The sequence below is a fragment of the Streptomyces sp. NPDC103540 genome, from assembly GCF_055584445.1.
On record NZ_JBVJMA010000015.1, the window covers coordinates 154,856 to 181,020 of the forward strand.

The 26,165-nt window shown below is 71.1% G+C and carries 19 protein-coding genes; 13 read left to right on the top strand and 6 right to left on the bottom strand.

The genetic code is table 11. The annotated features are described in order from the left end of the window. Nucleotides 1-31 precede the first annotated feature (31 nt). The 5 genes from ACZ6ZI_RS31260 to ACZ6ZI_RS31280 form a co-directional block, all read right to left on the bottom strand. The gene (locus tag ACZ6ZI_RS31260) at nt 32-3,547 is read right to left on the bottom strand and encodes a protein kinase domain-containing protein (RefSeq protein WP_469526440.1); all 3,516 of its coding nucleotides are present in this window, start codon (nt 3,545-3,547) and stop codon (nt 32-34) included. Between the two features lie 112 nt (nt 3,548-3,659). Next, a complete protein-coding gene (locus tag ACZ6ZI_RS31265; protein ID WP_469526442.1) occupies nt 3,660-4,427 on the bottom strand; it encodes a succinate dehydrogenase/fumarate reductase iron-sulfur subunit in 768 nt (255 codons plus the stop codon). Continuing rightward, complete coding sequence (locus ACZ6ZI_RS31270) at nt 4,424-6,325, bottom strand: fumarate reductase/succinate dehydrogenase flavoprotein subunit (RefSeq protein WP_469526444.1); 1,902 nt, start codon at nt 6,323-6,325, stop codon at nt 4,424-4,426. The genes ACZ6ZI_RS31265 and ACZ6ZI_RS31270 overlap by 4 nt, the downstream gene beginning before the upstream one ends. Nucleotide 6,326: 1 nt before the next feature. Next, nucleotides 6,327-7,151, bottom strand: coding sequence for a hypothetical protein (locus ACZ6ZI_RS31275; protein ID WP_469526445.1), 825 nt, complete (start codon nt 7,149-7,151; stop codon nt 6,327-6,329). A 205-nt stretch (nt 7,152-7,356) separates the two neighbouring features. Beyond that, nucleotides 7,357-7,581 (bottom strand): hypothetical protein, encoded by a 225-nt coding sequence (locus tag ACZ6ZI_RS31280; protein WP_469526447.1) that lies wholly within the window; start codon nt 7,579-7,581, stop codon nt 7,357-7,359. 373 nt (nt 7,582-7,954) lie between these two features. Between ACZ6ZI_RS31280 and ACZ6ZI_RS31285 the strand changes: the two genes are divergently transcribed. The 13 genes from ACZ6ZI_RS31285 (at nt 7,955) to ACZ6ZI_RS31345 (ending at nt 25,605) form a co-directional block, all read left to right on the top strand. After that, nucleotides 7,955-10,384 (top strand): ABC transporter family substrate-binding protein, encoded by a 2,430-nt coding sequence (locus ACZ6ZI_RS31285; protein ID WP_469526448.1) that lies wholly within the window; start codon nt 7,955-7,957, stop codon nt 10,382-10,384. Nucleotides 10,385-10,753: 369 nt separating this feature from the next. After that, nucleotides 10,754-12,658 (top strand): translational GTPase TypA, encoded by a 1,905-nt coding sequence (typA, locus tag ACZ6ZI_RS31290; RefSeq protein WP_469526450.1) that lies wholly within the window; start codon nt 10,754-10,756, stop codon nt 12,656-12,658. A 436-nt stretch (nt 12,659-13,094) separates the two neighbouring features. Continuing rightward, the gene (locus ACZ6ZI_RS31295; RefSeq protein ID WP_363053103.1) at nt 13,095-14,714 is read left to right on the top strand and encodes a peptide ABC transporter substrate-binding protein; all 1,620 of its coding nucleotides are present in this window, start codon (nt 13,095-13,097) and stop codon (nt 14,712-14,714) included. 93 nt (nt 14,715-14,807) lie between these two features. Beyond that, entirely contained in the window at nt 14,808-15,755 is a 948-nt protein-coding gene (locus ACZ6ZI_RS31300; protein ID WP_363053104.1) for an ABC transporter permease, read from the top strand. Beyond that, entirely contained in the window at nt 15,748-16,704 is a 957-nt protein-coding gene (locus tag ACZ6ZI_RS31305) for an ABC transporter permease (protein WP_469526453.1), read from the top strand. The genes ACZ6ZI_RS31300 and ACZ6ZI_RS31305 overlap by 8 nt, the downstream gene beginning before the upstream one ends. A 13-nt stretch (nt 16,705-16,717) precedes the next feature. Beyond that, nucleotides 16,718-17,773, top strand: a complete 1,056-nt coding sequence (locus tag ACZ6ZI_RS31310; protein ID WP_469526456.1) for an ABC transporter ATP-binding protein — start codon at nt 16,718-16,720, stop codon at nt 17,771-17,773. Next, on the top strand, nt 17,766-18,812 hold the full coding sequence (locus ACZ6ZI_RS31315; protein ID WP_469526458.1) for an ABC transporter ATP-binding protein: 1,047 nt from the start codon (nt 17,766-17,768) through the stop codon (nt 18,810-18,812). The genes ACZ6ZI_RS31310 and ACZ6ZI_RS31315 overlap by 8 nt, the downstream gene beginning before the upstream one ends. A 136-nt stretch (nt 18,813-18,948) precedes the next feature. After that, a complete protein-coding gene (locus tag ACZ6ZI_RS31320) occupies nt 18,949-19,887 on the top strand; it encodes a GNAT family N-acetyltransferase (protein WP_469526462.1) in 939 nt (312 codons plus the stop codon). A gap of 105 nt (nt 19,888-19,992) precedes the next feature. Beyond that, nucleotides 19,993-21,624 carry a peptide ABC transporter substrate-binding protein gene (locus tag ACZ6ZI_RS31325; protein WP_469526465.1) on the top strand — a complete coding sequence of 544 codons (1,632 nt, stop codon included), beginning with the start codon at nt 19,993-19,995 and terminating at the stop codon, nt 21,622-21,624. 31 nt (nt 21,625-21,655) lie between these two features. Next, on the top strand, nt 21,656-22,579 hold the full coding sequence (locus tag ACZ6ZI_RS31330; protein WP_363053110.1) for an ABC transporter permease: 924 nt from the start codon (nt 21,656-21,658) through the stop codon (nt 22,577-22,579). Then, nucleotides 22,572-23,585, top strand: coding sequence for an ABC transporter permease (locus tag ACZ6ZI_RS31335; protein WP_469526469.1), 1,014 nt, complete (start codon nt 22,572-22,574; stop codon nt 23,583-23,585). The genes ACZ6ZI_RS31330 and ACZ6ZI_RS31335 overlap by 8 nt, the downstream gene beginning before the upstream one ends. A gap of 15 nt (nt 23,586-23,600) precedes the next feature. After that, nucleotides 23,601-24,575 carry an ABC transporter ATP-binding protein gene (locus tag ACZ6ZI_RS31340; RefSeq protein ID WP_469526472.1) on the top strand — a complete coding sequence of 325 codons (975 nt, stop codon included), beginning with the start codon at nt 23,601-23,603 and terminating at the stop codon, nt 24,573-24,575. Continuing rightward, nucleotides 24,568-25,605, top strand: a complete 1,038-nt coding sequence (locus ACZ6ZI_RS31345; protein WP_469526474.1) for an ABC transporter ATP-binding protein — start codon at nt 24,568-24,570, stop codon at nt 25,603-25,605. The genes ACZ6ZI_RS31340 and ACZ6ZI_RS31345 overlap by 8 nt, the downstream gene beginning before the upstream one ends. Here ACZ6ZI_RS31345 and ACZ6ZI_RS31350 read toward each other — a convergent pair. Further along, nucleotides 25,602-26,129, bottom strand: coding sequence for a DinB family protein (locus tag ACZ6ZI_RS31350; RefSeq protein ID WP_469526475.1), 528 nt, complete (start codon nt 26,127-26,129; stop codon nt 25,602-25,604). The genes ACZ6ZI_RS31345 and ACZ6ZI_RS31350 overlap by 4 nt on opposite strands. Between the last annotated feature and the right edge of the window lie 36 nt (nt 26,130-26,165).

A 26,165-nucleotide genomic window follows, 5' to 3' on the forward strand; every position in this document is an offset into this window, starting at 1 on the left:
CGCGGCCCGGCCCGCTCCGGCTCGGACCGGCCTAGGGCAGCGGCAGCCCGATCCCCGTCAGCGTCGGCAGCCCCACGACCAGGGTGTCGCGCCCGAGCACGACATCGCCCGCCGCGAACTCCTCGCGCTCCCACAGCCGCGAGGCCCGCCCCGACCCCAGGTCCAGGCCGACCAGGAACGGCGAGCCCGTCCGGCCCTCCCGGGACATCCGCCCGAGCAGCCCCCGCCGGCTGCCCTCCCGCGAGCGCAGGTACAGCACGCTGCCGCGCACCCCGAGCGGCTCCAACGCCCGGCGCGGGTTCTCCCGCCGGGCCACGGGCCGCTCCCAACGCCCAGTCCCGTCGCGCGCGTCCAGGGCGTGGACCACGTCGCCCCCGGCCGCCGACCGGTACGCGGTCACGTACACCACCCCGTCGTGCGGCAACGGCCGGGAGGCCGCCGGGCCCGGATCGAAACTCCACACCTCGAAGCCGGCCGACCGGTCCAGGGCCCGTACGACGCCCCCGTCCAGCACGTGCACCGGACCGGCCGCCCGCCCCGCCGGCCCGTGCCCGTGCCCGCCGGAGCGGTACCCGCGCGGCCAGGACCACAGCTGCTCCCCGTCCGACGGGGACAGGGCGCGCAGCCGTTCGCCGGACCGCAGGAGCACCAGGTCCTCGGCGACCTCCTCCACCCGGGTGCGCTCCGGCAGGTCCCGCCGCCACAGGGTCGCGCCGTCCCGGCCGTCCAGCGCGGCCAGCTCCCCGTCCACCAGCCTCAGCACCACGTCCCCCGCCGGCCGGACCTCCGCCCCGGTCGGCAGCTCCCGCCACCAGCGCACCCGGCCGTCGGCCGGCTCCCGCACCACCAGCCGCTCCGGTGACCCCTCCGCCGCCGGCACCACCACGCAGACGGCGTCCCCGTCCGCCCGGCACACCACCCGCCCCGGGTCCGGAACCCGCTCCGGCGGCGGGGGCGCGGCCACCCCCTCGTCGGCGTGCGCCCGCCACAGCACCGCCCCCGTCGCCGCGTCCGCGCAGCCCACCTCCGAGCCCGCCGTCCACACGACGCGCTCCCCGGCGGCGGACACCGCGTCGGGGCGGGCGCCGACCTCCCACCGGGTGCCGCCCGGCTCCACCCGCCGGGCCGGGCGTCCGGACTCCGCGCTCGTGGTCACCGTCACGGCCGGCGGGGGCTGCGGCCCGGGATCCCGGGCGGCCTCCGCCAGCCAGGGCGCCCCCGCCGTGCAGTCCCGGGCGATCCAGGCCAACTCCCGACCCCGCTCGGCGGGGTTCGTCAGGGCGCGCGCGGCGGCCACCCGCTCCCGCGCCGCGTCCAGGTCCGACACCGACGGGTACTCCCCGCCGCTCAGGTCCCGGGCCGCCTCCAGGGCGCGGACGGCCTCCTCCACCTCGGGGTCGCGGCCCGTCGCGCCGCCCGTCGCAGCGCCCGCGCCCGCCGTACCGGGCCGCGCCGGCCCGTGTCCGTTCGCGGAGTACGGGGCCACCCACTCGGCCAGCGCCCGTTCCGCCAGGGCCAGGGCCCCGGCCGCCCCCGACCGGTCCCCGACGGAGGCCCGCTCGACCACCACCCGGCACAGGGCCCGCACCCGCCCGGAGCCCGCGGGGATCCGCTCCGCCAGGGCCAGGGCCGCCGCCGGGTCCCTCCGGGCCACGGCCGTGACGGCCTTGGCCTCGGCGGCCGCGCGCACCGCCGGATTGCGGATGGCCGCCAGGTACTCCCGCGCCCGCGCCGGATCGGTGGCGGCGCTCGCCGGCACGGCCCGGGCCAGTACGCCGTCCTGCGCCGCGCTCCCGGGGAAGTGCCGCCGGGCCAGGGCGAGACCCCGCTCGGGGGCGACGGCGGCCAGTTCCTCGGCCACCTTGCGCAGCCGTCTTTCGCGCCGCTGCCCGTCCACCGTGAACAGCGCCTGGAGCGCCCCGGTGAGCACCCGTTCGGTGCGGGCCGGGGCGTCCGGGGAGATCCGCCGGGCCAGCTTCGTCAGCAGGCCGGCGATCCGTTCCCCGTCGCCGGCCCCGTCGGTCCACGCCCACCGCTCGGCGTCCGACAGCAGCCGGCCGGCGAGCCGCGCGTCGAAGCGGGCCGCCGCCTCCGCCGCGAGGGCGAGCCCCTCCGTACGCACCTCGCCCGCGCCGGGGGGCAGCGAGGTCAACGCCACCTCCGCCTCCAGCAACACCTCGCGCACGAAGTCCCGTACGGGGGCCGGGATCAGCACGGCCGCCGCCGGCACCCCGCCCCGGGCGTCCCCCACACTCCCGGGCCCGGTGCTCCCGGCCCCGGTGTTCTCGATCCTGGTGGTCGGGGTCCCGAGGTTCCCGGCCTCCGCGTTCCCGGCCGCCCCGGCGCTCCCGCGCGCCCGCGTCCCCCCGGCCCCGGCGCTCCCGGCCCCGGTGTTCCCGATCCCGGTGTTCCCGATCCCGGTGGTCCGGGTCCCGAGGTTCCCGGCCTCCGCGCTCCCGGCCGCCCCGGCGCTCCCGCGCGCCCGCGTCCCCCCGGCCCCGGCGGTCCCGGGCGGCGGGCTCGTGGGCCCGGCGCGTCCGGCACCCGTGGGGTCGCCCCCGGCCCGCCCCGAGGCCGTCCCCTCGGACGCCCCCGTCCCGTCGGCCTCCGCGTCGCCCGCGTCCCCGGCCCGCTCCGTGACGCCGTCCCCGCCGGTCGGCACCGCCCCGGCCCCGGCCCCGTCCCCCGGCGTCGGCCCCACCGGCAGCGCCCGCAGGGCCTTCGCCACCCACGCCGCCGACTCCGGCCGCTCCGCCGGGTCCTTCGCCAGCAGCGCCGACACCAGCCGCTCCAGCTCCGGGGAGACCACCGCCCCCGCCTCGCGCAGGGTCAGCGGGACGTCCTCCACGTGCCGGCGCATCAGGACGTACATCGGCTCGGCCGAGCCGAAGGGCGGCTCCCCGCTCAACAGGGCGTACAGCACGCACCCCAGCGCGTACAGGTCGCAGCGGGCGTCGACGTGTTCGCCCCGCCACTGCTCGGGCGCCATGTACGGCGGCGTGCCGAACATCCGCCCCGTCACGGTCCAGCCCGCCGTCGCGTCCGCCGAGTGCGCGATGCCGAAGTCGCAGATCTTCAGCCGCCCCGCGACCGGGGCCTCCCCCGGGGCGTCGCGGCCGGAGCGGAGCAGGAACAGGTTGCCGGGCTTGAGGTCCCGGTGCACCACCCCCCGCTCGTGCGCGGCGGCCAGCGCCTCCGCCGTCTGCGCGGCCAGGTCCACCGCGACCTCCGGCGCCACCCCGCCCCGCTCCCGGGCGAGGACCGCCCCCAGGTCCTCCCCGGTCAGCAGTTCCATCACGATGAACAGCCGGCCCTCGTGCCGGCCGACGTCGTGCACGACCGTGATGCCCGGATGCTGGAGCCGCGCCCCGATGGTGGCCTCCCGCCGGAAGCGGGCGATCAGCTCCTCACCGGTCGCGGCGTCGAGCAGCACCTTGACCGCCACGGCCCGCTCCAGGGCCAGGTCGTGCCCCGCCCACACCTCGCCCATGCCGCCCGCGCCGAGCCGCCGGTCCAGTCGGTACCGGTCCGCAAGCAGATCCCCCACCCGCACCGCGAAGCCCCCTGACATCACGTCAATCGACGAACACCAGGGGGCATTGTCCACGGCGCACGTGTCCGGCGGGGGTCGCGCCGGACATCGGTTCGATCAGGTTCGATCAGGAGCGGCGGCGGATCCGGCTGCCGAGCCACACCAGGGGGTCGTACTTGCGGTCGACGGCCCGCTCCTTCAACGGGATCAGGGCGTTGTCGGTGATCCTGATGCCCTCCGGGCAGACCTCCGTACAGCACTTGGTGATGTTGCAGTAGCCCAGCCCGTGTTCCTCCTGGGCCGCGCGCCCCCGGTCCAGGCCCGCCGCCTCCGCCGCGTCCAGCGGGTGCATGTCCAGTTCGGCGACCCGCATCAGGAAGCGGGGCCCGGCGAAGGCGGCCTTGTTCTCCTCGTGGTCGCGCACCACGTGGCAGGTGTCCTGGCACAGGAAGCACTCGATGCACTTGCGGAACTCCTGCGAGCGTTCCACGTCCACCTGCGCCATCCGGTACTCGCCGGCCGCCACCCCCTCCGGCGGGACGAAGGCGGGCACCTCCCGGGCCTTGGCGTAGTTGAAGGACACGTCCGTCACCAGGTCCCGGACCACGGGGAAGGCCCGCAGCGGGGTGATCGTGACCGTCTCGTCCCGGGTGAAGACCGACATCCGCGTCATGCACATCAGTCGGGGCCGGCCGTTGACCTCCGCGCTGCACGAACCGCACTTGCCGGCCTTGCAGTTCCACCGCACCGCGAGGTCCGGGGCCTGGGTGGCCTGGATGCGGTGCACGATGTCCAGCACCACCTCCCCGTCGTGCACCTCGACCGTGAAGTCCCGCAGTTCCCCGCCCTCCGCGTCGCCGCGCCAGACCCGGAAGGCGGCATCGTAAGCAGTCACTCGTACAGCTCCTCTTCGGCGAGGTACTTGGCCAGCTCTTCCTTCTCGAACAACGCGAGCAGGTCGGCGCGGATCGGTTCGGTCCGGGTGCGTACGAGGACGATCCGGTCGGCCGCCGGATCCGCCGGGGCCGGCTCCACCGGCCGGCACAGCAGGTTCACCGGCCGCCACTCCCGCTCCATCGCCGGGCGGTCCTCCCGGGTGTGCCCGCCGCGGCTCTCGGTGCGCTCCAGCGCCGCCCGGGCCACGCATTCGCTGACCAGCAGCATGTTGCGCAGGTCCAGGGCCAGGTGCCAGCCGGGGTTGAACTGCCGGTGCCCCTCGACCCCGGCCCGCGCCGCCCGCACGCGCAGGGTGGCCAGCCGCTCCAGCGCCTCGGCCATCTCGCCCTCGCGGCGGATGATGCCGACGAGGTCGTTCATGGTCGTCTGGAGCTCCTGGTGGAGCGTGTACGGGTTCTCCGCGCCCTCGGCGGCGTGGAAGGGGGCCAGCGCCTCGCCCGCCGCCCCGTCGACCGCCTCCTGGGAGACCTCGGGCCGCGCGCCGGCCGCGGCGGCGTGCTCCGCCGCGTGCAGTCCCGCCCTGCGGCCGAAGACCAGCAGGTCGGAGAGGGAGTTGCCGCCCAGCCGGTTCGAGCCGTGCATGCCGCCCGCGACCTCGCCGGCCGCGAACAGCCCCGGCACGCCGACCGTGGCGGCGGACTCCGAGTCCACCGCGATCCCGCCCATCACGTAGTGGCAGGTCGGGCCGACCTCCATCGCCTCGGCGGTGATGTCCACGTCCGCCAGCTCCTTGAACTGGTGGTACATGGAGGGCAGGCGCCGACGGATCCGCTCGGCCGGCATCCGCGTCGACACGTCCAGGAACACCCCGCCGTGCGGGGAGCCGCGGCCCGCCTTCACCTCGGAGTTGATGGCCCGGGCCACCTCGTCTCGGGGCAGCAGCTCGGGCGGACGCCGGTTGTGGTCCGGGTCCTCGTACCAGCGGTCGCCCTCCTCCTCGGACTCCGCGTACTTCTCCTTGAACACGTCCGGCACGTAGTCGAACATGAACCGCCGGCCCTCGGAGTTGCGCAGCACCCCGCCGTCGCCGCGCACGGACTCGGTGACGAGGATGCCCTTCACCGAGGGGGGCCAGACCATGCCCGTCGGGTGGAACTGCACGAACTCCATGTTCAGCAGCGGCGCCCCGGCGAGCAGGGCCAGGGCGTGCCCGTCGCCGGTGTACTCCCAGGAGTTGGAGGTGGTCTTGAAGGACTTGCCGATGCCGCCGGTGGCCAGCACCACGGCGGGGGCCTCCAGGACGAAGAACCGGCCGCTCTCGCGCTCGTAGCAGAAGGTCCCCGCGACCCTCTCGCCGTCCTTCAGGATCCGGGTGACCGTGCACTCCTGGAAGACCTTGAGCCGGGCCTCGTGGTCCCCGTGCTCCCGGAAGTCCTCCTGCTGGAGCTGGACGATCTTCTGCTGGAGGGTGCGGATCAACTCCAGGCCCGTACGGTCGCCCACGTGCGCGAGGCGCGGGTACTCGTGGCCGCCGAAGTTGCGCTGCGAGATCCGTCCGTCGGGCGTGCGGTCGAAGAGCGCGCCCCAGGTCTCCAGCTCCCAGACCCGGTCCGGGGCCTCCTTCGCGTGCAGCTCCGCCATCCGCCACTGGTTCAGGAACTTGCCGCCGCGCATGGTGTCGCGGAAGTGCACCTGCCAGTTGTCGTGTCCGTTGACATTGCCCATGGAGGCGGCGATCCCGCCCTCCGCCATCACCGTGTGGGCCTTGCCGAACAGGGACTTGCAGATCACGGCCGTACGGGCGCCCCGCTCGCGGGCCTCGATCGCGGCCCGCAGCCCGGCGCCGCCCGCGCCGACCACGACCACGTCCCACGGCTGTCGTTCCACCTGTGCCATCTCAGAAGATCCTCGGGTCGGTGATGGTGCCACTGGCCAGCAGGTACACGTAGAAGTCGCACAGGGCCACGCTGATCAGGGAGGCCCACGCCAGTTGCATGTGGCGGGCGTTGAGCCGGCTCACCCAACCCCACAGGCGGTAGCGCACCGGGTGCTTCGAGAAGTGCTTCAGGCGGCCGCCCATGATGTGCCGGCAGGAGTGGCAGGACAGGGTGTAGGCCCAGATCAGGGCGATGTTGACGAGGAACAGCAGGGTTCCCGCGCCCATGTGGCCCCAGGCGTAGCGCTCGTCGCGGAAGGTCAGCACGGTGTCCCAGGTGAGGATCCCCGCGACCGGCACCGCCGCGTAGAAGAAGTAGCGGTGCAGGTTCTGGAGGATCAACGGGAAGCGGGTCTCGCCCGTGTACGAGGCGTGTGGCTCGGCGACGGCGCAGGCGGGCGGCGAGGCCCAGAAGCCCCGGTAGTAGGCCTTGCGGTAGTAGTAGCAGGTCAGCCGGAAGCCGAGCGGGAAGATCAGGATCAGCAGGGCGGGGGACAGGCCCCACCAGCTGCCGAAGAGGTCGAGGTTGGGGCCGCCGCGCATCGTCTCGCAGTTCTCCGCCAGGCAGGGGGAGTAGAAGGGCGAGACGTACGGGGCCGCGTAGTAGTGGGAGTTGGCGAAGGCCCGCCAGGTCGAGTAGACGACGAAGGCGAGCAGCCCGGCCGCGGTGCCGGCGGGCGACAACCACCACCGGTCGGTACGCAGGTGCCGGGCCGCGATCGCGGCCCGGGAGGGGGAGTGCACGCCTCCGGGCCGCTGTCGGGGTGGTTCCGTGCCTGTGGCCAAAGGAAACTCCGCGGGGAGTGACGGGGGTGGCCCAGGAGGACCGGCCGCGGGGCGGCCGGTCCCGATGGGGTGGACGGCTCCGCGACGCCGGGGGCCGGCCGCGGCGGGCCGGCTACGGCGCCGCGGGGCCCGGTGGTGCGGATGGTGCCGGGTGGTGCGGGTGGCGCCGGTTGGTGCGAGTGGTGCCCGGGGTCCGCGACGGACGTCAGGGCGCGCGGCGGTCGCGCGCGCCGAGCCCCTCGTCGTCGCTGTCGGTCCACAACGTGCTGTCGTACGGGGTGTCCGGGACGGAGACCATCCCGCCGGGGCCCGTCGAACGGCCGGCGCCGGCCGGCGACTGCCGGGCGATGTCCTGCTCCAGCCGTTCCACGGAGCGGACCAGTTCGTTCAGGTTGCGTCGTACGGCGGTCAGATCGTCTTGCAGGGACATGTCGTGACCTCATTTCCGCGGGTGCGATGGCATCGCTCACGGGCGCCTGAGAGTGTCGCCCCTCCCGTCCCCGGTTGTGAAGGGACGTGCAGCGATTGCGGGTGCGCAGGCACCGGCCGTGCGCCCCCTCCCCGCCCCCATTGTCGTCCCTCGTACGGGGGAACGCCCTGCCGTCCCGCGCGCCCGATTGGTCCGCACGGGTGGGGTTCGCGGCGTGGCGGGGGTGCGGTCCGCGGGACCCGGGGGGCCGTCGATTTCAGTGGGTTCCGGCACCAGTGTGATCAGCTCCATATACCGCCGAACGTGATCGAAAGCACCGGTCTCCCGCTCCCGTTGTTCACGGCCCCCACGCCACGCCCCGGAGGTACCACCCATGACCCAGAGAAGGCGCAGGTCCTTGGCGCTCCTCACCTCGGGAGTCCTCGCACTGCCGCTCCTCGCGGGCTGCGGGGCGGGCGAGGACGAGGGCGGACCGGTCGCCGCCGGTCAGGACATCGCGACGACCACCCGCGACCGGGTGGCCGACGGCGGGGTGCTGCGCTGGGCCGTGGACGCCCTCCCCCAGACCCTGAACGCCTTCCAGGCCGACGCCGACGCCACCACCACCCGGATCGTGGGCGCGGTGCTGCCGCAGCTGTTCACGCTGGACGCCAAGGGACGGCCGGTCGCCAACCCGGACTACCTGGAGAAGGCCGAGGTCGTCGAGCGCGAACCCAAGCAGGTCGTGCTGTACAAGCTCAACCAGCAGGCGGTGTGGAGCGACGGCCGCGAGATCGGCGCGGCGGACTTCGTCGCCCAGTGGCGGGCCCTGAACGGCAAGGACTCGGCGTACTGGACGGCGCGCAACGCCGGTTACGAGCGGATCGAGAAGATCGAGCGCGGCAAGACCGACCTGGAGGTCAAGGTCACCTTCGTCAAGCCGTACGCGGACTGGCGCTCCCTGTTCAGCCCGCTCTACCCCAAGCAGGTCACCGGGACCCCGGACGCTTTCAACGAGGGGGCCCGCGGCACCCTGAAGGTCACCGCCGGCCCCTTCGCCCTCGGGGCCATCGACAAGAAGACGGGCACCGCCGCCCTGACCCGCAACCCGCGCTGGTGGGGGGCGCCCGCCAAGCTGGACACCCTCGTCCTGACGGCCGTGCCCCGGTCCGGCCGGCCGGCCGCGCTGGCCTCCGGGAAGGTCGACCTCGCCGAGGTGGACCGCGCCGGCGTCGACCGGATCGCCCTGGCCCACCGCGACGCGGGCCGCGTCGACGGCCGGCACGGCCCCGGGGCCTCGCTGACGCCCGCCCAGGCCACCCTGTCCTGGGCGCTGGCCCACGGCGCCGACGAGGCCAAGGCCGCGGAGGAGACGGACAGCCGCCGCAAGAACGCCGACGCCGTCAAGAAGTACGCCGAGGAGCAGGCGGCCCTGCGCGGCTTCCGGATCCGCAAGTCCCTGGAACCGGCCTACACGCAGCTGGCCATGAACGGCGCCTCCGGAGCCCTGTCCGACGAGCGCGTCCGCCGCGCGGTCGCCCGGGCCCTGGACCGCAGGGCGCTCGCCGAGGCGGTGCTCAAGCCCCTCGGCCTGCCGGCGAAGCCGGTCGGCAGCCACCTGGCGCTGGCCGGGCAGCAGGCGTACGCGGACAACAGCGACGCCCTCGGCGGACAGGACACCCAGGCGGCCCAGGCCCTCCTCGCGGACGCCGGCTGGCGCAAGGACGGCAAGCTCACCGAGCCGGCCGGCGCCAAGGCGGGCGCGCAGAACGCCGAGGGCGCCGAGGGCGCGCCGCACGACGACTCCAAGACGCCCGCGGGCCCCGGCACCGGCAACGACGGCCTCTACATCGTGGGCCAGGACGACGGGCGCAACGGCGACCTGCGCTCCGCGACCGCCGACCTGCCCGCCCGGAAGGCCGGCCCCGCGATGCCGGGCGCGGCCCCGGGCGCCCTCGGCGACGCGCTGCCCGCGCTGCCCGAGGACGCCCTCCCGGGCGTCGAGGGGCAGGCGTCGCGGACCTCCCCGGTGCTCGCCCCGGGCTCGCTCGCCGTCGAGCAGGGCCACGTACTGCTCCGGCAGGCGCGGGCCCTGGAGGACGCGGCGGCCGAGGCCGCCGAGGGCGGGGGAGAGGGCGAGGACGACGGCAAGAGCGCCCGCGCCGACGGGGACGCCGACGGCGCGGACGACGACAAGGAACCGGCGAAGTCCACCCCGGCCCCCGCACCGGCCAAGCAGAACGTCCGTACCTCCGGCTCGATGCTCGCCAAGGACGGCAAGCCGCTCAGCCTGCGCTTCGTCCTCCCCTCGGGCCCCGGCTCGGAGGCGCTGCGCACGGTGGGCGACCGGATCTCCCAGATGCTCCGGAAGATCGGGATCGCGACGGAGATGAAGAAGGTCGCGGACGAGAGCTTCTTCAAGGACCACATCGCGTCGGGCCAGTACGACCTGGCCCTGTACTCCTGGCCCGCGACGGCCTACCCGGCCACGGACGCCCGCCCGATCTTCGCGAAGCCGGAACCGGCGGCCGACGGCTCCCTCCTCGTCGAACAGAACTACACCCGGGTCGGCACGGACCACATCGACCAGCTGTTCGACCAGGCGGTGGGCGAGCTGGACGAGGCCCAGGCGCGCGAGCTGATGCGCAAGGCCGACGCCCGGATCTGGGCCGCCGCCGGCTCCATCCCGCTCTACCAGCGCCCGGAGCTGGTCGCCACGAAGCCGGGCCTGGTCAACGCGGGCGCCTTCGGCCTCGGAACCCCCCGCTACCAGGACATCGGGTGGAAGAAGCCGCCCACGGCCAAGGACGCGAAGAAGAAGTAGTCGAGCGAGTCATCGCGAAGAAGAAGTGGTGACAAAGGGGTGCCGAACAGGTTGACCCGCGGGTCACAACCTCAGAAGTGACTCAATTCCCTTGCCCGCCGTTGACCCGGCGGGCAAGGTCGTGTGTACCCGTTGACCCGCGTGTAACCCCGTAGTGACAAGGCTCCACCCGCAGCCCCCACCCCCCGCCCGGGCCCCGTCCGGGAGCGGGCTGTGCTCAGTCGTCCGGCCTCTTGACAGACCCCCCGGCAGGCGGTTCCCGCCATCCGACGTACGATGGGGTAAGGCCGTGGCAGGTTTTCCGCCCGGTCGAGGCGCGCGTGCCGGACCGTACGCGACGCCATCCACGATCCCGGGAGAAGCGCCGAAGTGCCCACGCGCCACGACATCCGTAACGTCGCCATCGTCGCCCACGTCGACCATGGCAAGACGACCATCGTCGATGCCATGCTCAAGCAGGCCGGTGCCTTCGCCGCCCACCAGCAGCTCGACGACCGCATGATGGACTCGAACGACCTGGAGCGTGAGAAGGGCATCACGATCCTCGCCAAGAACACGGCGGTGAAGTACCACCCCAAGGACGGCGGGGCGCCCATCACGATCAACATCATCGACACCCCCGGCCACGCCGACTTCGGTGGTGAGGTCGAGCGCGGTCTGTCGATGGTGGACGCCGTCGTCCTGCTGGTGGACGCTTCCGAGGGTCCGCTGCCCCAGACCCGCTTCGTGCTGCGCAAGGCGCTCCAGCAGCGCAAGCCCGTCATCCTCTGCATCAACAAGACGGACCGCCCGGACTCCCGGATCGACGAGGTCGTCAACGAGACGTACGACCTCTTCCTCGACCTGGACGCCGACGAGGACCAGATCGAGTTCCCGATCGTCTACGCCTGCGGCCGTGACGGCGTCGCCTCGCTGACCAAGCCGGAGGACGGCACGGTCCCCGCGGACAGCGACAACCTGGAGCCGTTCTTCTCGGCCATCCTGGAGCACGTCCCGGCCCCGGTGTACGACGAGGAGGCCCCCCTCCAGGCCCACGTCACCAACCTGGACGCCGACAACTTCCTCGGCCGCATCGCGCTGCTCCGCGTCGAGCAGGGCGAGCTGCGCAAGGGCCAGACGGTCGCGTGGATCAAGCGCGACGGCACGATCTCCAACGTCCGCATCACCGAGCTGATGATGACCGAGGCGCTCACCCGCAAGCCGGCCGAGGTCGCGGGCCCCGGTGACATCTGCGCCGTCGCCGGTATCCCGGACATCATGATCGGTGAGACCCTCGCCGACCCGGAGAACCCGATCGCGCTGCCGCTGATCTCGGTCGACGAGCCGGCGATCTCCATGACCATCGGTACGAACACCTCCCCGATGGTCGGCCGCGGCGGCACCGGCAAGGGCGCGGACGCCAAGGCCGCGGTCAAGGACCGCAAGGTCACCGCCCGCCAGGTCAAGGACCGCCTCGACCGCGAGCTGATCGGCAACGTCTCGCTGCGCGTCCTCGACACCGAGCGTCCGGACGCCTGGGAGGTCCAGGGCCGCGGTGAGCTCGCGCTCGCCATCCTGGTCGAGCAGATGCGCCGCGAGGGCTTCGAGCTGACCATCGGCAAGCCGCAGGTCGTCACCCAGGAGATCGACGGCAAGGTCCACGAGCCGGTCGAGCGCATGACGATCGACGTCCCCGAGGAGCACATGGGCGCGGTCACGCAGCTCATGGGCGTCCGCAAGGGCCGCATGGACAACATGTCGAACCACGGCTCCGGCTGGGTCCGCATGGAGTTCGTCGTCCCGTCGCGCGGTCTGATCGGCTTCCGTACGGAGTTCCTGACCAACACCCGCGGCACGGGCATCGCCCACTCGATCCACGAGGGCCACGAGCCGTGGTTCGGCCAGCTGGTGACCCGCAACAACGGTTCGCTGGTCGCCGACCGCTCCGGTGCGGTCACGCCGTTCGCGATGATCAACCTCCAGGAGCGCGGTGTCCTGTTCACCGAGCCCGGCACCGAGGTGTACGAGGGCATGATCGTCGGTGAGAACTCGCGTTCCGACGACATGGACGTGAACATCACCAAGGAGAAGAAGCTCACGAACATGCGTGCGGCTTCCGCGGACAACACGGAGAACGTGATCCCGCCGCGCAAGCTCTCCCTGGAGCAGTCCCTGGAGTTCTGCCGCGACGACGAGTGCGTCGAGGTGACCCCGGAGGCGGTCCGCATCCGCAAGGTCGTCCTGGACCAGAAGGAGCGCTCGCGCACCGCCTCGCGTGCCAAGTCCGCCAAGTAGCGGTCCCTAGCACCTTGTTGCCGTCTGTCTGAGACTGGTACGGCCGAAAACGGCCCCTTCCCACACCGCTCGCGGTGAGGGAAGGGGCCGTTCGCGTTTGTCAAGCGGATTTAACGGTTCGAGTGTCCGCATACCGACCGTGACACTCCGGAAGGTGAGCTAACCGTCCGTTTCGCACGTGTCTGTCTCCTATCCGTTTGTCCGGATTTCGGGTTTTCGCCGTGCGGTGATGTTGTGAAAACGAGACCACTTAAGTGTGGTTTACGGTCGGGGTGTCCCTGAGGATGGCTCCATTGAGCTCGGGTCAATGGGTCACACGCTGTGGGGAGCGTCGACTCACGAGCACACACGATGGGACCGGATTTCGCTGTCAGGGGTGTCAGCGGGAACCGGGTCCTTCACGAATCGACAGTGACTCCTGAGGAGGCAAACACCCATGCGCGGAGCAACGAGCGCCAAGTGGGTCGCCGGTGCCGTCATCGTGGCGATGGCCGCTACGGCATGCAGCACCAGCAAGGACGACGCCGGCGCCGCCGGCGGCAAGATCACCGTTGTGCTCGGCGAGCCGCAGCACGGTCTGATCGGCCAGAACACCGCCGAGTCCGAGGGCGCCGAGGTCCTCAACGCGCTCTTCGTCGGTCTGGTCAAGTACGACAACAAGACCAACGAGCCGAAGCTGGCCGCCGCCGAGTCCATCGAGACCACGGACTCGAAGACCTGGACCATCAAGGTCAAGGACGGCTTCACCTTCCACAACGGTGAGAAGCTGGACGCGCAGTCCTTCGTCCGTGCCTGGAACTGGGGCGCCAACCAGGACAACGCCGCCGAGGGCATGCCCTTCTTCGCGAAGATCGAGGGCTCCGAGGAGCTCGCGCCGGGCAAGGACAAGAAGCCCACCTCCAAGGAGCTCAAGGGCCTCAAGGTCGTTGACGAGAAGACCTTCACCGTCACGCTGAAGGAGCCCTTCTCCCAGTTCAAGACCATGCTGGGCTACAACGCCTTCTACCCGCTGCCGAAGGCGTTCGAGGCGGACCCGAAGAAGTTCGGCGAGGCCCCCATCGGTAACGGCCCCTTCCAGATGGACGGCGCCTGGGACCACAACAAGCAGATCAAGATCAAGCGGTACGACAAGTACCCGGCCGAGGGTCGCGCCAAGCTCGCGGGCGTCACCTTCAAGATCTACGACAACCTGGACACGGCGTACAACGACCTGCGCGCCGACAACATCCAGATCGTCGACAAGCTCCCCGTCTCGGCGATGGCCACCGTCTCCCAGGAGTTCGGCGACCGCTACATCTACAAGCCGGAGTCGGGCGTCGGTTACCTCGGCCTCCCGCTGGAGCAGAACCCGGAGACCTTCGGCAAGCTGGAGATCCGACAGGCCATCTCCATGGCCATCGACCGGGAAGCCATCACGAAGACCATCTTCAACGGCACCCGCAAGCCGGCCGACGACTTCATCAGCCCGATCATCCCGGGCTACCGCAAGGGCGCGCTGGGCGAGATCGGCACCTACAACCCGACGAAGGCCAAGGAGCTCTTCGAGAAGGCCGGCGGTGTCCCGGGCAACAAGCTGGAGCTCGGCTACAACGCCGACGGCGGCCACAAGGAGTGGATCGAGGCCGTCGCGAACCAGCTGAAGTCGAACCTCGGCATCGAGGTCACGGCCAAGCCGTACGCCAAGTTCGGCGACATGCTGGACGACCTGGGCGCCTCGAAGTACAAGGGCGCGTTCCGCATGGCGTGGTCCATGGACTACCCGGCGGCGGAGAACTACCTGCGTCCGATCTTCTCGAAGGTCGCCATCGAGCAGGGCTCCAACTACGGTCACTACAAGAACGAAGAGTTCGAGAAGACCATGGCGGAGGCCGACCGTGCCACCGACGCCGCCGAGGGTCTGAAGCTGTACCAGAAGGCCGATGACATCATCATCAAGGACCTTCCGTACATCCCGGTGTTCACGTACATGTCTTCTTCGGCCTACTCCAAGTCCGTGAAGAACGTCGAGGTCGACGCCCAGGGCCGCATGGACCTGGCGAACGTCGAGCTCAACTAACACCCCTCTTCACTTAGGGGAATCCAGGGGGCGGGCTGACGGAATCAGGTTTCCGTCAGCCCGCCCTTTCCCCCTGTTCTTGTTGGAGGTCTGATGGGCCGCTACCTCATCCGCCGACTCATACAGGCGATCCCTGTACTGCTCGGTGCCACGTTCCTGATCTACCTGCTGACCTTCGCGATGCCCGGCGCTGACCCGATCCAGCTCCTGGCAGGCGAGAAGAAGGCAGACCCCCTCGTCGCGGCGATGCTGCGCGAGAAGTACCACCTCGACGACCCGTTCCTGCTCCAGTACTGGAACTACATCTCCGGTGTGTTCCAGGGAGACCTCGGCGAGACCCTCACCGGTCGCAAGGTCGCCGACATGATCGGCGAAGCCTTCCCCTACACGGTGAACCTCGCCATCTTCGCCTTCGTCATCGAGGCGATCGTCGGCGTCGCGGCCGGCATCATGGCCGCCCTGCGCCGCGGCAAGTTCCTGGACCAGCTGGTCCTGATCTCCACGCTGATGGTCATCTCGATCCCGGTCTTCGTCACCGGCTTCGTCCTCCAGCTGACCCTGGGCGTGCAGCTCAAGAACAACTGGGGCATCGAGCTCTTCTCCGTCTCCTTCAACGAGAACGACGGACTGCGCGCCTACCTCCTCCCGGCGTGGGTCCTCGCCTCCACCTCGCTCGCGTACGTGGCCCGACTGACCCGTACCAGCCTCATGGAGACCATGCGCGCCGACTACGTGCGCACCGCCACGGCCAAGGGCCTGCCCCGCCGTCGCGTCGTGGTCAACCACGCCCTGCGCAACGCGCTGATCCCGATCGTCACCTTCCTCGGTGCCGACCTCGGTGGCCTCATGGGCGGCGCGGTCATCACCGAGCGCATCTTCAACATCCACGGCCTCGGTGGCCTGCTCGCCCAGTCCGTGTACCTGAAGCAGGGTGCCGTCGTGGTCGGTGGTGTGACCCTCCTGGTCCTCATCTACCTCGTCGCCAACCTCCTGGTGGACCTGCTGTACGCCGTGCTCGACCCGAGGATCCGCTATGCGTGAGACAACTACGGTGGAGGGCTCGATGACCGACACCCAGATCGCCGGAGCCACCTCCACCGGCGCGGCGCCCGGTCAGGGCGACGGCAACAAGAAGGAGCGCGAGGCCAGCCTCTGGTCCGACGCCCTGCGCGACCTGCGCCGCAACCCGATCTTCATCATCGGTGGCGTCCTCGTCGTGTTCCTGTTGATCGTGGCCGCCGTGCCGCAGCTCTTCACCGACGGCAGCCCCTTCGACTCCGCCGCGTGCAAGCTGGAGGACTCGCTCAAGACCCCGAGCGCCGCCCACTGGTTCGGCTACGACATCCAGGGCTGCGACGTCTACATCCGCACGGTGTGGGCCGCCCGCAACTCGGTCATCGTCGGCATCGTCACCACCTCGCTCGTGCTGATCGTCGGCGGTGGCCTCGGCCTCGTCGCCGGTTGGGTCGGCGGCGTCGTCGACAGCGTCCTGTCCCGCTTCACCGAGATCTTCTTCGCCATCCCGCTGCTCCTCGGCGGCATGCTGATCATGTCCTCGCTGCCGGGCAACGCCTGGACCGTCTCCCTGGTGCTCGCCATCCTCGGCTGGCCGCAGATCTTCCGCATCATGCGGTCCTCGGTCCTGCAGAACAAGAACAACGACTACGTGGTGGCCGCCCGCGCCCTCGGCGCCGGCACCATGCGCATCACGATCCGCCACATCCTGCCGAACGCCGTCGCCCCCGTCATCGTGGTCGGCGCGATCAGCCTGGGTGTGTACATCTCCGCCGAGGCGGCCCTGTCGTACCTCGGCATCGGCGTCCAGCCCCCGGAGATCTCCTGGGGCCTGATGGTCAGCGACGCCTCCGTCCGCTGGCTCCAGGCTCCGCACGTACTGCTGTTCCCGTCGCTGGCGCTGAGCATCACCGTGCTCGCGTTCATCATGGTCGGCGACGCGGTACGTGACGCCCTCGACCCGAAGCTGCGCTGAGGAAGGGCGTACGTTGACCACCATCGACATGACCTCGAACGTCCCGGCGCCCCGCCCGGCCCCGGAGACCTCCCCCCTCCTCGAAGTGCGCGACCTGCACGTCGAGTTCCACACCCGCGACGGTGTCGCCAAGGCCGTCAACGGCGTCTCGTACTCGGTGAACTCCGGCGAGACCCTCGCGGTGCTCGGCGAGTCCGGCTCGGGCAAGTCCGTGACGGCGCAGGCCATCATGGGCATCCTCGACATGCCGCCCGGCAAGATCCCGTCCGGCGAGATCCTCTTCCAGGGCCAGGACCTGCTCAAGCTCCCGGCCGAGGAGTACCGCAAGATCCGCGGCTCGAAGATCGCCATGATCTTCCAGGACGCGCTGTCCTCGCTGAACCCGGTGCACACCGTGGGCGCCCAGCTCGGCGAGATGTTCCGCGTCCACCGCGGGATGTCCAAGAAGGACTCGCTGGCCAAGGCCGTCGAGCTCATGGACCGCGTGAAGATCCCCGCCGCCAAGGCGCGCGTGAGCGACTACCCGCACCAGTTCTCGGGCGGTATGCGCCAGCGCATCATGATCGCCATGGCGATGGCGCTGGAGCCCGACCTGATCATCGCCGACGAGCCGACCACGGCCCTCGACGTGACGGTCCAGGCCCAGGTCATGGACCTGCTCGCGGAGCTCCAGCGCGAGATGAACATGGGTCTGATCCTGATCACCCACGACCTCGGCGTCGTCGCCGACGTCGCCGACAAGATCGCCGTCATGTACGGCGGCCGGATCGTCGAGACCGCCCCGGTCCACGAGATCTACAGCCGCCCGGCGCACCCGTACACCCGCGGCCTGCTCGACTCGATCCCGCGCCTGGACCAGAAGGGCCAGGAGCTCTACGCGATCAAGGGCCTGCCGCCCAACCTGCTCAACATCCCCTCCGGCTGCGCCTTCAACCCGCGCTGCCCCAAGGCGCAGGACGTCTGCCGCACCGACGTCCCGGTCCTGCACCAGGTGACCGAGCAGGACGGCACCGCGCTCGCCGGTCGCGGCAGCGCGTGCCACTTCTGGAAGGAGCAGATCCATGGCTGACCTGACCACTCCCGAGGGCGAGCCGATCCTCCAGGTGCGCAACCTGGTCAAGCACTTCCCGCTGACCCAGGGCATCCTCTTCAAGAAGCAGGTCGGCGCGGTCAAGGCCGTCGACGGGGTCTCCTTCGACCTCTACCGGGGCGAGACCCTGGGCATCGTCGGCGAGTCCGGCTGTGGCAAGTCCACCGTCGCCAAGCTGCTGATGAGCCTGGAGAAGGCCACGGCCGGCGAGGTCTTCTACAAGGGCCAGGACATCACCAAGCTGTCGGGCAAGGCCCTCAAGGCCGTCCGCCGCAACATCCAGATGGTGTTCCAGGACCCGTACACCTCGCTCAACCCGCGCATGACGGTCGGTGACATCATCGGCGAGCCCTTCGAGATCCACCCCGAGGTGGCTCCCAAGGGCGACCGGCGCCGCAAGGTCCAGGAACTCCTGGACGTCGTCGGCCTCAACCCGGAGTACATCAACCGCTACCCGCACCAGTTCTCCGGCGGCCAGCGCCAGCGCATCGGCATCGCCCGCGGCCTCGCGCTCAACCCGGAGATCATCATCTGCGACGAGCCGGTCTCCGCGCTCGACGTGTCGGTGCAGGCGCAGGTCATCAACCTGATGGGCAAGCTCCAGGACGAGTTCGACCTGTCCTACGTGTTCATCGCGCACGACCTCTCGATCGTCCGGCACATCTCGGACCGCGTGGGCGTCATGTACCTGGGCAAGATGGCGGAGATCGGCACCGACACCCAGATCTACGACCACCCCACCCACCCGTACACGCAGGCCCTGCTGTCCGCGGTGCCCGTCCCGGACCCCGAGGCCCGCGCGCACCGCGAGCGGATCATCCTCACCGGCGACGTCCCCTCCCCGGCCAACCCGCCCTCGGGCTGCCGCTTCCGCACCCGCTGCTGGAAGGCCGAGGAGCGCTGCTCCACGGAGGAGCCGGTGCTGGCGATCCCGACGCGCTTCACGGGGCTGAACACCCCGGCCGCGCACGAGTCGGCGTGCCACTTCGCGGAAGAGAAGGCCGTACTGGCCGTCTGACCTCCCGCGCAGGCGTACCCGGGGCGCCCGGGACCGGATCCGTCCGGTCCCGGGCGCCCCGGCGCGTTCCGCCCGCACGGGCGCGCCCGGGGAAAGCCGGTTGCGCCCGCACGCCCGCGCCTTCGAGAGTGGGCGGATGAGCGACACGCTGACCGTCCGTCCGGCCGGGCCCGGGGACGCGCCCGACATCTGTGCCCTGCTCAACGCCGTCGACGTCATCGAGATCGGCAGACCCGAGACCGACCTCGGCACCGTCGAGGCCGACCTGAACCACCCCGACGTGGACCTCGCCACCGACTCCTGGCTCGCCTTCCAGGGGGGTCGCCTCGTCGCCTACGCCCTGGTGTGGGCCGACTCGGGGCCGGGCCGCGTCGACGGAGACCACTACGTCCTGCCCGGCCACGGGCCGGCCGCGCTGCGCCTGCTGGAGCTCATGGAGGCCCGCGCCCGCGAGCTCGCCGCCGGCGCCCGCCCGGCCCGCCTGCGCATCCAGCTCAACGTGGCCCCCACCCTCGACCTGTCCCTGCTGACCGGCCGCGGCTACCGCACCGTGCGCAGCTACCAGGTGTTGACCCGTCGGCTCGGCCGCGCCGACCGTACGCCGCCCCCACCGCCCACCGGCCTCGCCCTGCGCGACTGCGCCGCCGACGAGGCCGACCGCGCGCGGGCCCACCGCCTGGTCGAGACGACCTTCGCCGCCCACTTCGGCCATGTGGACCGCCCGTACGAATCCTGGCTCGACCACCTGGACGCCCGCCGCCTCGACTGGTCCCTCGTGTGGATCGCGAGCCTGCCCGCCGAGGGCGACGTCGGCGTCCTGCTCAGCCGCGACGACCGCACCAGCATGGGCTGGATCAGCCACCTCGGCGTACGCGAGGACCAGCGCGGCCGCGGCATCGGCGGCTTCCTGCTGCGCCACGGATTCGCCGCGTACGCCGCCCGGGGCCGCGAGACGGTGGGCCTGGGCGTGGACACGCACAACGAGACCGGCGCACTGGCGCTCTACGAGGCGCACGGCATGGGTCTGCACTACGCGGTCGACACCTGGGAGCTGAGTTTGCACTCGCAGGGGTGACAGCGGTGGGACGCGGGGGTGCAATCGGTCCAACCAGGAGTGTGACGGCCCCCACATGGGGTGACATTGGGCCCTGACGAGTCTCGGGACCCTAGGAGGCACTCCATGCGCGGAGCCACCCACGCCCAGTGGGCCGCATGTGCGGTGGCCGTCGCCCTCGCGGCGACGGCCTGCGGCGGCGGAAGCGACGGCGGCGACGGCGGCGACGGCGCGGGCATCGTCAGCTCCTCCTGGGGGGACCCCCAGAACCCGCTGGAGCCCGCCAACACCAACGAGGTGCAGGGCGGCAAGGTCCTCGACATGCTCTTCCGGGGCCTCATGCGCTACGACCCGAAGACCGGCGAGGCCGTGAACATGCTCGCCGAGAAGATCGAGACCACCGACAGCCAGAACTTCACGATCACCCTGAAGGACGGCTGGAAGTTCAGCAACGACGAGCCCGTCACCGCGAAGTCCTTCGTCGACGCCTGGAACTACGCGGCGGACGTCCGCAACAAGCAGAACAACTCGCCCTTCTTCTCCGACATCGTCGGCTACGCGGACCTGCACCCGGCCACCGGCGACCCCAAGACGAAGACCATGTCCGGCCTCGTCGTCAAGGACGACAAGACCTTCACCGTCGCCCTCAAGGAGAAGTTCTCCACCTGGCCGCAGACCCTCGGCTACCAGGCCTTCAGCCCGCTGCCCCAGTCCTTCTTCACCGACCACACCGCCTGGCTCGCCAAGCCGGTCGGCAACGGCCCGTACACGGTGGACTCGTACACCAAGGGCACCGCGATGAAGCTGCGCAAGTGGGACGGCTACCCGGGCGAGGACAAGGCGCAGAACAACGGCGTCGACCTGAAGGTCTACACCGACAACAACACCGCCTACACCGACCTGATCTCCGGCAACCTCGACCTGGTCGACGACATCCCCGCGCAGCAGCTGAAGAACGTCAAGAACGACCTCGGCGACCGCTACATCAACCAGCCGGCCCTCATCATCCAGACCCTCACCTTCCCGCTGTACGACCCGCAGTGGAACAAGGAGGGCATGGAGAAGGTCCGCCGGGGCATCTCCATGGCCATCAACCGCGACGAGATCACCCAGCAGATCTTCCGCGAGACCCGCACCCCGGCCAAGGACTGGACCTCCCCGGCCCTGGGGACCAAGGGCGGCTTCAACGCCACCCTGTGCGGCGAGGCCTGCACCTTCGACCCGGCCGCCGCGAAGAAGCTCATCCAGGAGGGCGGCGGCCTGCCCGGCGGCAAGGTCACGCTGACCTCGAACGTGGACACGGGCTCGCACCGCGACTGGATGGACGCCGTCTGCAACAGCGTCAACAACGCCCTCGGCGAGGGTCCGGTCTGCACCGTCAACCCGATCGGCACCTTCGCCGACTTCCGCAACCAGCAGAGCTCCTACAAGCTCACCGGCCCCTTCCGCTCGGGCTGGCAGGCCGACTACCCGCTGATCCAGAACTTCCTGGAGCCGCTCTACTACACCGGCGCCTCCTCCAACTACGGCAAGTTCAGCAACCCGGACTTCGACCGGCTCGTCGACGAGGCCAACCGCGAGAGCGACACCGCCAAGGCCATCGCCTCGTTCCAGGACGCCGAGAAGATCCTCGCCGAGCAGATGCCCTCGATCCCGCTGTGGTACCAGAACGGCAGCGCCGGCTACTCCGAGCGCATCTCCGACGTGACCCTGAACCAGTTCAGCGTCCCCGTCTACAACCAGATCAAGGTCGGCTGACCCCCGCGGGGGATCGAACCCGGAGCAGTCCATGGGACGTTATGTGATCCGGCGGCTGCTCCAGATGATCCCGGTGTTCATCGGCAGCACGTTCCTGATCTTCTTCATGGTGTACGCCCTCGGCGACCCGGTCGCCGCCCTCTTCGGCGACAAGGCGCCCGACCCGGCCACCGCCGCCCGCATCCGCAAGGACCTCTACCTCGACCAGCCCCTGTGGAAGCAGTACCTGCACTACATGGGCCAGATCTTCCAGGGCGACTTCGGCACCGCCTTCAACGGCCAGAAGGTCACCGAGCTGATGGCGAGCGCCTTCCCCGTCACCCTGCGCCTGACCTGCGTCGCGATCTTCTTCGAGATCGTCATCGGCATCACCCTCGGCGTCATCAGCGGCCTGCGCCGCGGCAGGGCCGTCGACACCACCGTGCTGGTCCTCACGCTGGTCGTCATCTCCGTGCCCACCTTCGTGACGGGCTACCTGCTCCAGTTCCTCTTCGGCGTCAAATGGGGCTGGGTCAGGCCCACCGTCTCGGCGGACGCCCCCTTCGGCCAGCTGATCCTGCCCGGCATCGTCCTCGCCCTGGTCTCCCTCGCCTACGTCACCCGCCTGTCGCGGACCTCCATCGCCGAGAACGTCAAGGCCGACTACGTCCGCACCGCCACCGCCAAGGGCCTGCCGCGCCGCCGCGTCGTCACCCGACACCTGCTGCGCAACTCCCTCATCCCCGTCGTCACCTTCATCGGCACCGACATCGGCGCCCTGATGGGCGGCGCCATCGTCACCGAGCGGATCTTCAACATCCACGGCGTCGGCTACCAGCTCTACCAGGGCATCCTGCGCAACAACGCCCCCACCGTCGTCGGCTTCGTGACCATCCTCGTCATCGTCTTCCTGCTGGCGAACCTGCTCGTCGACCTGCTCTACGCGGTCCTGGACCCGAGGATCCGTTATGCCTGATCCCGAGCGCCCCGAAGGCCCCGGCGGCTACGACCCGGTCGGTCCCCGCCCCCACGAGGCCGTCGCGCCCACCGGCCAGGGAGGTGCCATGGACCTCGCCCTGGAGGAGGCCGAGAGCCTCGAAGGGGTCACCGGCGCCCCGGGCCCCGGGCCGAGCGAGAAGGCCCGCAGCCTGTGGTCCGACGCCTGGCACCAGCTGCGCCGCAACCCCGTCTTCATCGTCTCCGGCCTGCTCATCCTCTTCCTCGTGGTCATCGCGATCTGGCCGCAGCTCATCGCGAGCGGTGACCCCCTCCAGTGCGACCTGTCCAAGTCCCAGGAGGGCTCCCAGCCCGGCCACCCCTTCGGCTACGACACCCAGGGCTGCGACGTCTACACCCGCACCGTCTACGGCGCCCGCGCCTCCATCACCGTCGGCGTCTGCGCCACCCTCGGCGCGGCCCTCCTCGGTTCCGCCCTCGGCGGCCTCGCGGGCTTCTTCGGCGGCTGGGGCGACTCCCTGCTCTCCCGGGTCGCCGACATCTTCTTCGGCATCCCGGTCATCCTCGGCGGCCTGGTCTTCCTGTCCGTCGTCACCAGCACCACCGTGTGGCCCGTCGTCGGCTTCATCGTGCTCCTGGGCTGGCCGCAGCTCGCCCGCATCGCCCGCGGCTCGGTGATCACCGCCAAGCAGAACGACTACGTCCAGGCGGCCCGCGCGCTCGGCGCCGGCAACGGCCGGATGCTGATCCGCCACGTCGCCCCCAACGCCGTCGCCCCCGTCATCGTCGTCGCCACCATCGCCCTCGGCACGTACATCGCGCTGGAGGCCACCCTGTCCTTCCTCGGCGTCGGCCTGCGCCCGCCGACGGTCTCCTGGGGCATCGACATCTCCAACGCCGCCTCCCAGATCCGCAACGCCCCGCACATGCTGCTGTGGCCTGCGGGAGCCCTGAGCCTGACCGTGCTCGCCTTCATCATGCTCGGCGACGCGGTGCGCGACGCCCTCGACCCCAAGCTGCGCTGAGGAGTGAGTCGGCAGATGCTGCTCGAAGTCCGCGACCTGCACGTGGAGTTCAAGACCCGCGACGGGGTCGCGAAGGCCGTCAACGGGGTGAACTACTCGGTCGACGAGGGCGAGACGCTGGCCGTGCTCGGCGAGTCCGGCTCCGGCAAGTCCGTCACCGCCCAGGCCGTGATGGGGATCCTCGACAGCCCTCCCGGCCGCATCACCGGCGGCGAGATCCTCTTCAAGGGCCGCGACCTCCTCAAGACCAAGGAGGAGGACCGCCGCAGGATCCGCGGCGCCGAGATGGCCATGATCTTCCAGGACGCCCTGTCCTCCCTCAACCCCGTCCTGACCGTCGGCGCCCAGCTCGGCGAGATGTACGAGGTCCACCGCGGCATGTCCCGCAAGGACTCCCGCGCCAAGGCCGTGGAGCTGATGGACCGGGTCAGGATCCCGGCCGCGCGCGAACGGGTCGGCGACTACCCCCACCAGTTCTCGGGCGGCATGCGCCAACGCATCATGATCGCCATGGCGTTGGCCCTGGAACCCTCCCTGATCATCGCCGACGAGCCGACCACGGCCCTCGACGTCACCGTCCAGGCCCAGGTCATGGACCTGCTCGCGGAGCTCCAGCGCGAGCTCAACATGGGCCTGATCCTGATCACCCACGACCTCGGCGTCGTCGCCGACGTCGCCGACAAGATCGCCGTCATGTACGCGGGCCGGATCGTCGAGACCGCCCCCGTCCACGCGATCTACAAGGAGCCCGCGCACCCCTACACCCGCGGCCTGCTCGACTCGATCCCGCGCCTGGACCAGAAGGGCCAGGAGCTGTACGCGATCAAGGGGCTGCCGCCCAACCTGCTGGCCATCCCGCCCGGTTGCGCCTTCAACCCGCGCTGCCCGATGGCCCGGGCCGCCTGCCGGGCCGAGGTCCCGCCCCTCGCGGACGTGGGCCCGGACCGCGCCAGCGCCTGCTTCTTCTGGAAGGAGTGCCTCGGTGGCTGAACCCCTCCTGGAGGTCCGCGACCTGGTCAAGCACTACCCGCTGACCCAGGGCATCCTCTTCAAGAAGCAGGTCGGCGCGGTCAAGGCCGTCGACGGGGTCTCCTTCGACCTCGCCGCCGGCGAGACCCTCGGCATCGTCGGCGAGTCCGGCTGCGGCAAGTCCACCGTCGCCAGGATGCTGGTCCACCTCGAACGGCCGACCGCCGGCGCCATCGCGTACAAGGGCGAGGACGTCACCAAGCTGTCGGGCAAGGCCCTCAAGGCCGTCCGCCGCAACATCCAGATGGTGTTCCAGGACCCGTACACCTCGCTCAACCCGCGCATGACGGTCGGCGACATCATCGGCGAGTCCTTCGAGATCCACCCCGAGGTGGCTCCCAAGGGCGACCGGCGCCGCAAGGTCCAGGAACTCCTGGACGTCGTCGGCCTCAACCCGGAGTACATCAACCGCTACCCGCACCAGTTCTCCGGCGGCCAGCGCCAGCGCATCGGCATCGCCCGCGGCCTCGCCCTGAAGCCCGAGATCATCGTCGCCGACGAACCCGTCTCCGCCCTGGACGTCTCCGTCCAGGCCCAGGTCGTCAACCTCCTGGAACGCCTCCAGGACGAATTCGCCCTGTCCTACGTCTTCATCGCGCACGACCTCTCGATCGTCCGGCACATCTCCGACCGGGTCGGCGTCATGTACCTGGGCCGGATCGTCGAGATCGGCACCGACACCCAGATCTACGACCACCCCACCCACCCGTACACGCAGGCCCTGCTGTCCGCGGTGCCCGTCCCGGACCCCGAGGCCCGCGCGCACCGCGAGCGGATCATCCTCACCGGCGACGTCCCCTCCCCGGCCAACCCGCCCTCGGGCTGCCGCTTCCGCACCCGCTGCTGGAAGGCCGAGGAGCGCTGCACGACGGAGGTCCCCCTCCTGGCCGTCCCGAAGGCCTTCCCGACGGGACCGGCCGCCCACCCCTCGGCCTGCCACTTCGCCGCCGAGAAGCAGGTGGTCCCGCCGGGCCCGGGGGAGACGGCCTAGGCGTCCCCGCGTCGCGGGAGGAGGAGGCCGAGCTGGCCCAGGTGGGCCAGGGTGTCCGCGAGCTGCGAGGCCAGGCGGGCCTCGACCGTCTCGGCGGTGCCCAGGGTCGGGCTCGGGGCGATCCGGTCGAGGTCCTCGTCCGGGGCGGCGGCGAGGTGGCGTTCGACCCGCTCCTCGAACACGGCGTCCAGGTACTCCAGGAGCGGGGTCGCCCCCGGGGCGTCCGGGCCGGCGAAGGCGGCGGCCTGCGCGGGGGTGTGTCCGTAGCCGGTGTCGTGGGGGTCCGCCGGGCGGCCGAAACGATCCGCCCAGCCGTCGGCCACCCAGAGCTGCGGCAGACCCGCGATCTCGGAGAGGTTGCGGTCCTCGCCGCGCGCGACGTGCCACAGCAGCCAGGCCGGGGTGTTGGCTCCGGCGATCCGGGCGCGACCGAGGTCCCGGGCGTCGGCGGAGCGGATCGCCGCCGCCAGTTCCTGGTGCGCCGCGTGGAACATCCGTCTCGCCAGCCCCAGTCGACCGATCATTTCAAGCCACCCCCGTCGGTGCGGTCCCGTACCTGC

Bases quoted from the DNA above. Each gene is read 5' to 3' on its own strand.
- ACZ6ZI_RS31270 (WP_469526444.1), bottom strand. From the start codon at position 6,325: ATGGCACAGGTGGAACGACAGCCGTGGGACGTGGTCGTGGTCGGCGCG.
- ACZ6ZI_RS31280 (WP_469526447.1), bottom strand. From the start codon at position 7,581: ATGTCCCTGCAAGACGATCTGACCGCCGTACGACGCAACCTGAACGAA.
- ACZ6ZI_RS31285 (WP_469526448.1), top strand. From the start codon at position 7,955: ATGACCCAGAGAAGGCGCAGGTCCTTGGCGCTCCTCACCTCGGGAGTC.
- ACZ6ZI_RS31295 (WP_363053103.1), top strand. From the start codon at position 13,095: ATGCGCGGAGCAACGAGCGCCAAGTGGGTCGCCGGTGCCGTCATCGTG.
- ACZ6ZI_RS31300 (WP_363053104.1), top strand. From the start codon at position 14,808: ATGGGCCGCTACCTCATCCGCCGACTCATACAGGCGATCCCTGTACTG.
- ACZ6ZI_RS31305 (WP_469526453.1), top strand. From the start codon at position 15,748: ATGCGTGAGACAACTACGGTGGAGGGCTCGATGACCGACACCCAGATC.
- ACZ6ZI_RS31315 (WP_469526458.1), top strand. From the start codon at position 17,766: ATGGCTGACCTGACCACTCCCGAGGGCGAGCCGATCCTCCAGGTGCGC.
- ACZ6ZI_RS31320 (WP_469526462.1), top strand. From the start codon at position 18,949: ATGAGCGACACGCTGACCGTCCGTCCGGCCGGGCCCGGGGACGCGCCC.
- ACZ6ZI_RS31325 (WP_469526465.1), top strand. From the start codon at position 19,993: ATGCGCGGAGCCACCCACGCCCAGTGGGCCGCATGTGCGGTGGCCGTC.
- ACZ6ZI_RS31330 (WP_363053110.1), top strand. From the start codon at position 21,656: ATGGGACGTTATGTGATCCGGCGGCTGCTCCAGATGATCCCGGTGTTC.
- ACZ6ZI_RS31335 (WP_469526469.1), top strand. From the start codon at position 22,572: ATGCCTGATCCCGAGCGCCCCGAAGGCCCCGGCGGCTACGACCCGGTC.
- ACZ6ZI_RS31340 (WP_469526472.1), top strand. From the start codon at position 23,601: ATGCTGCTCGAAGTCCGCGACCTGCACGTGGAGTTCAAGACCCGCGAC.
- ACZ6ZI_RS31350 (WP_469526475.1), bottom strand. From the start codon at position 26,129: ATGATCGGTCGACTGGGGCTGGCGAGACGGATGTTCCACGCGGCGCAC.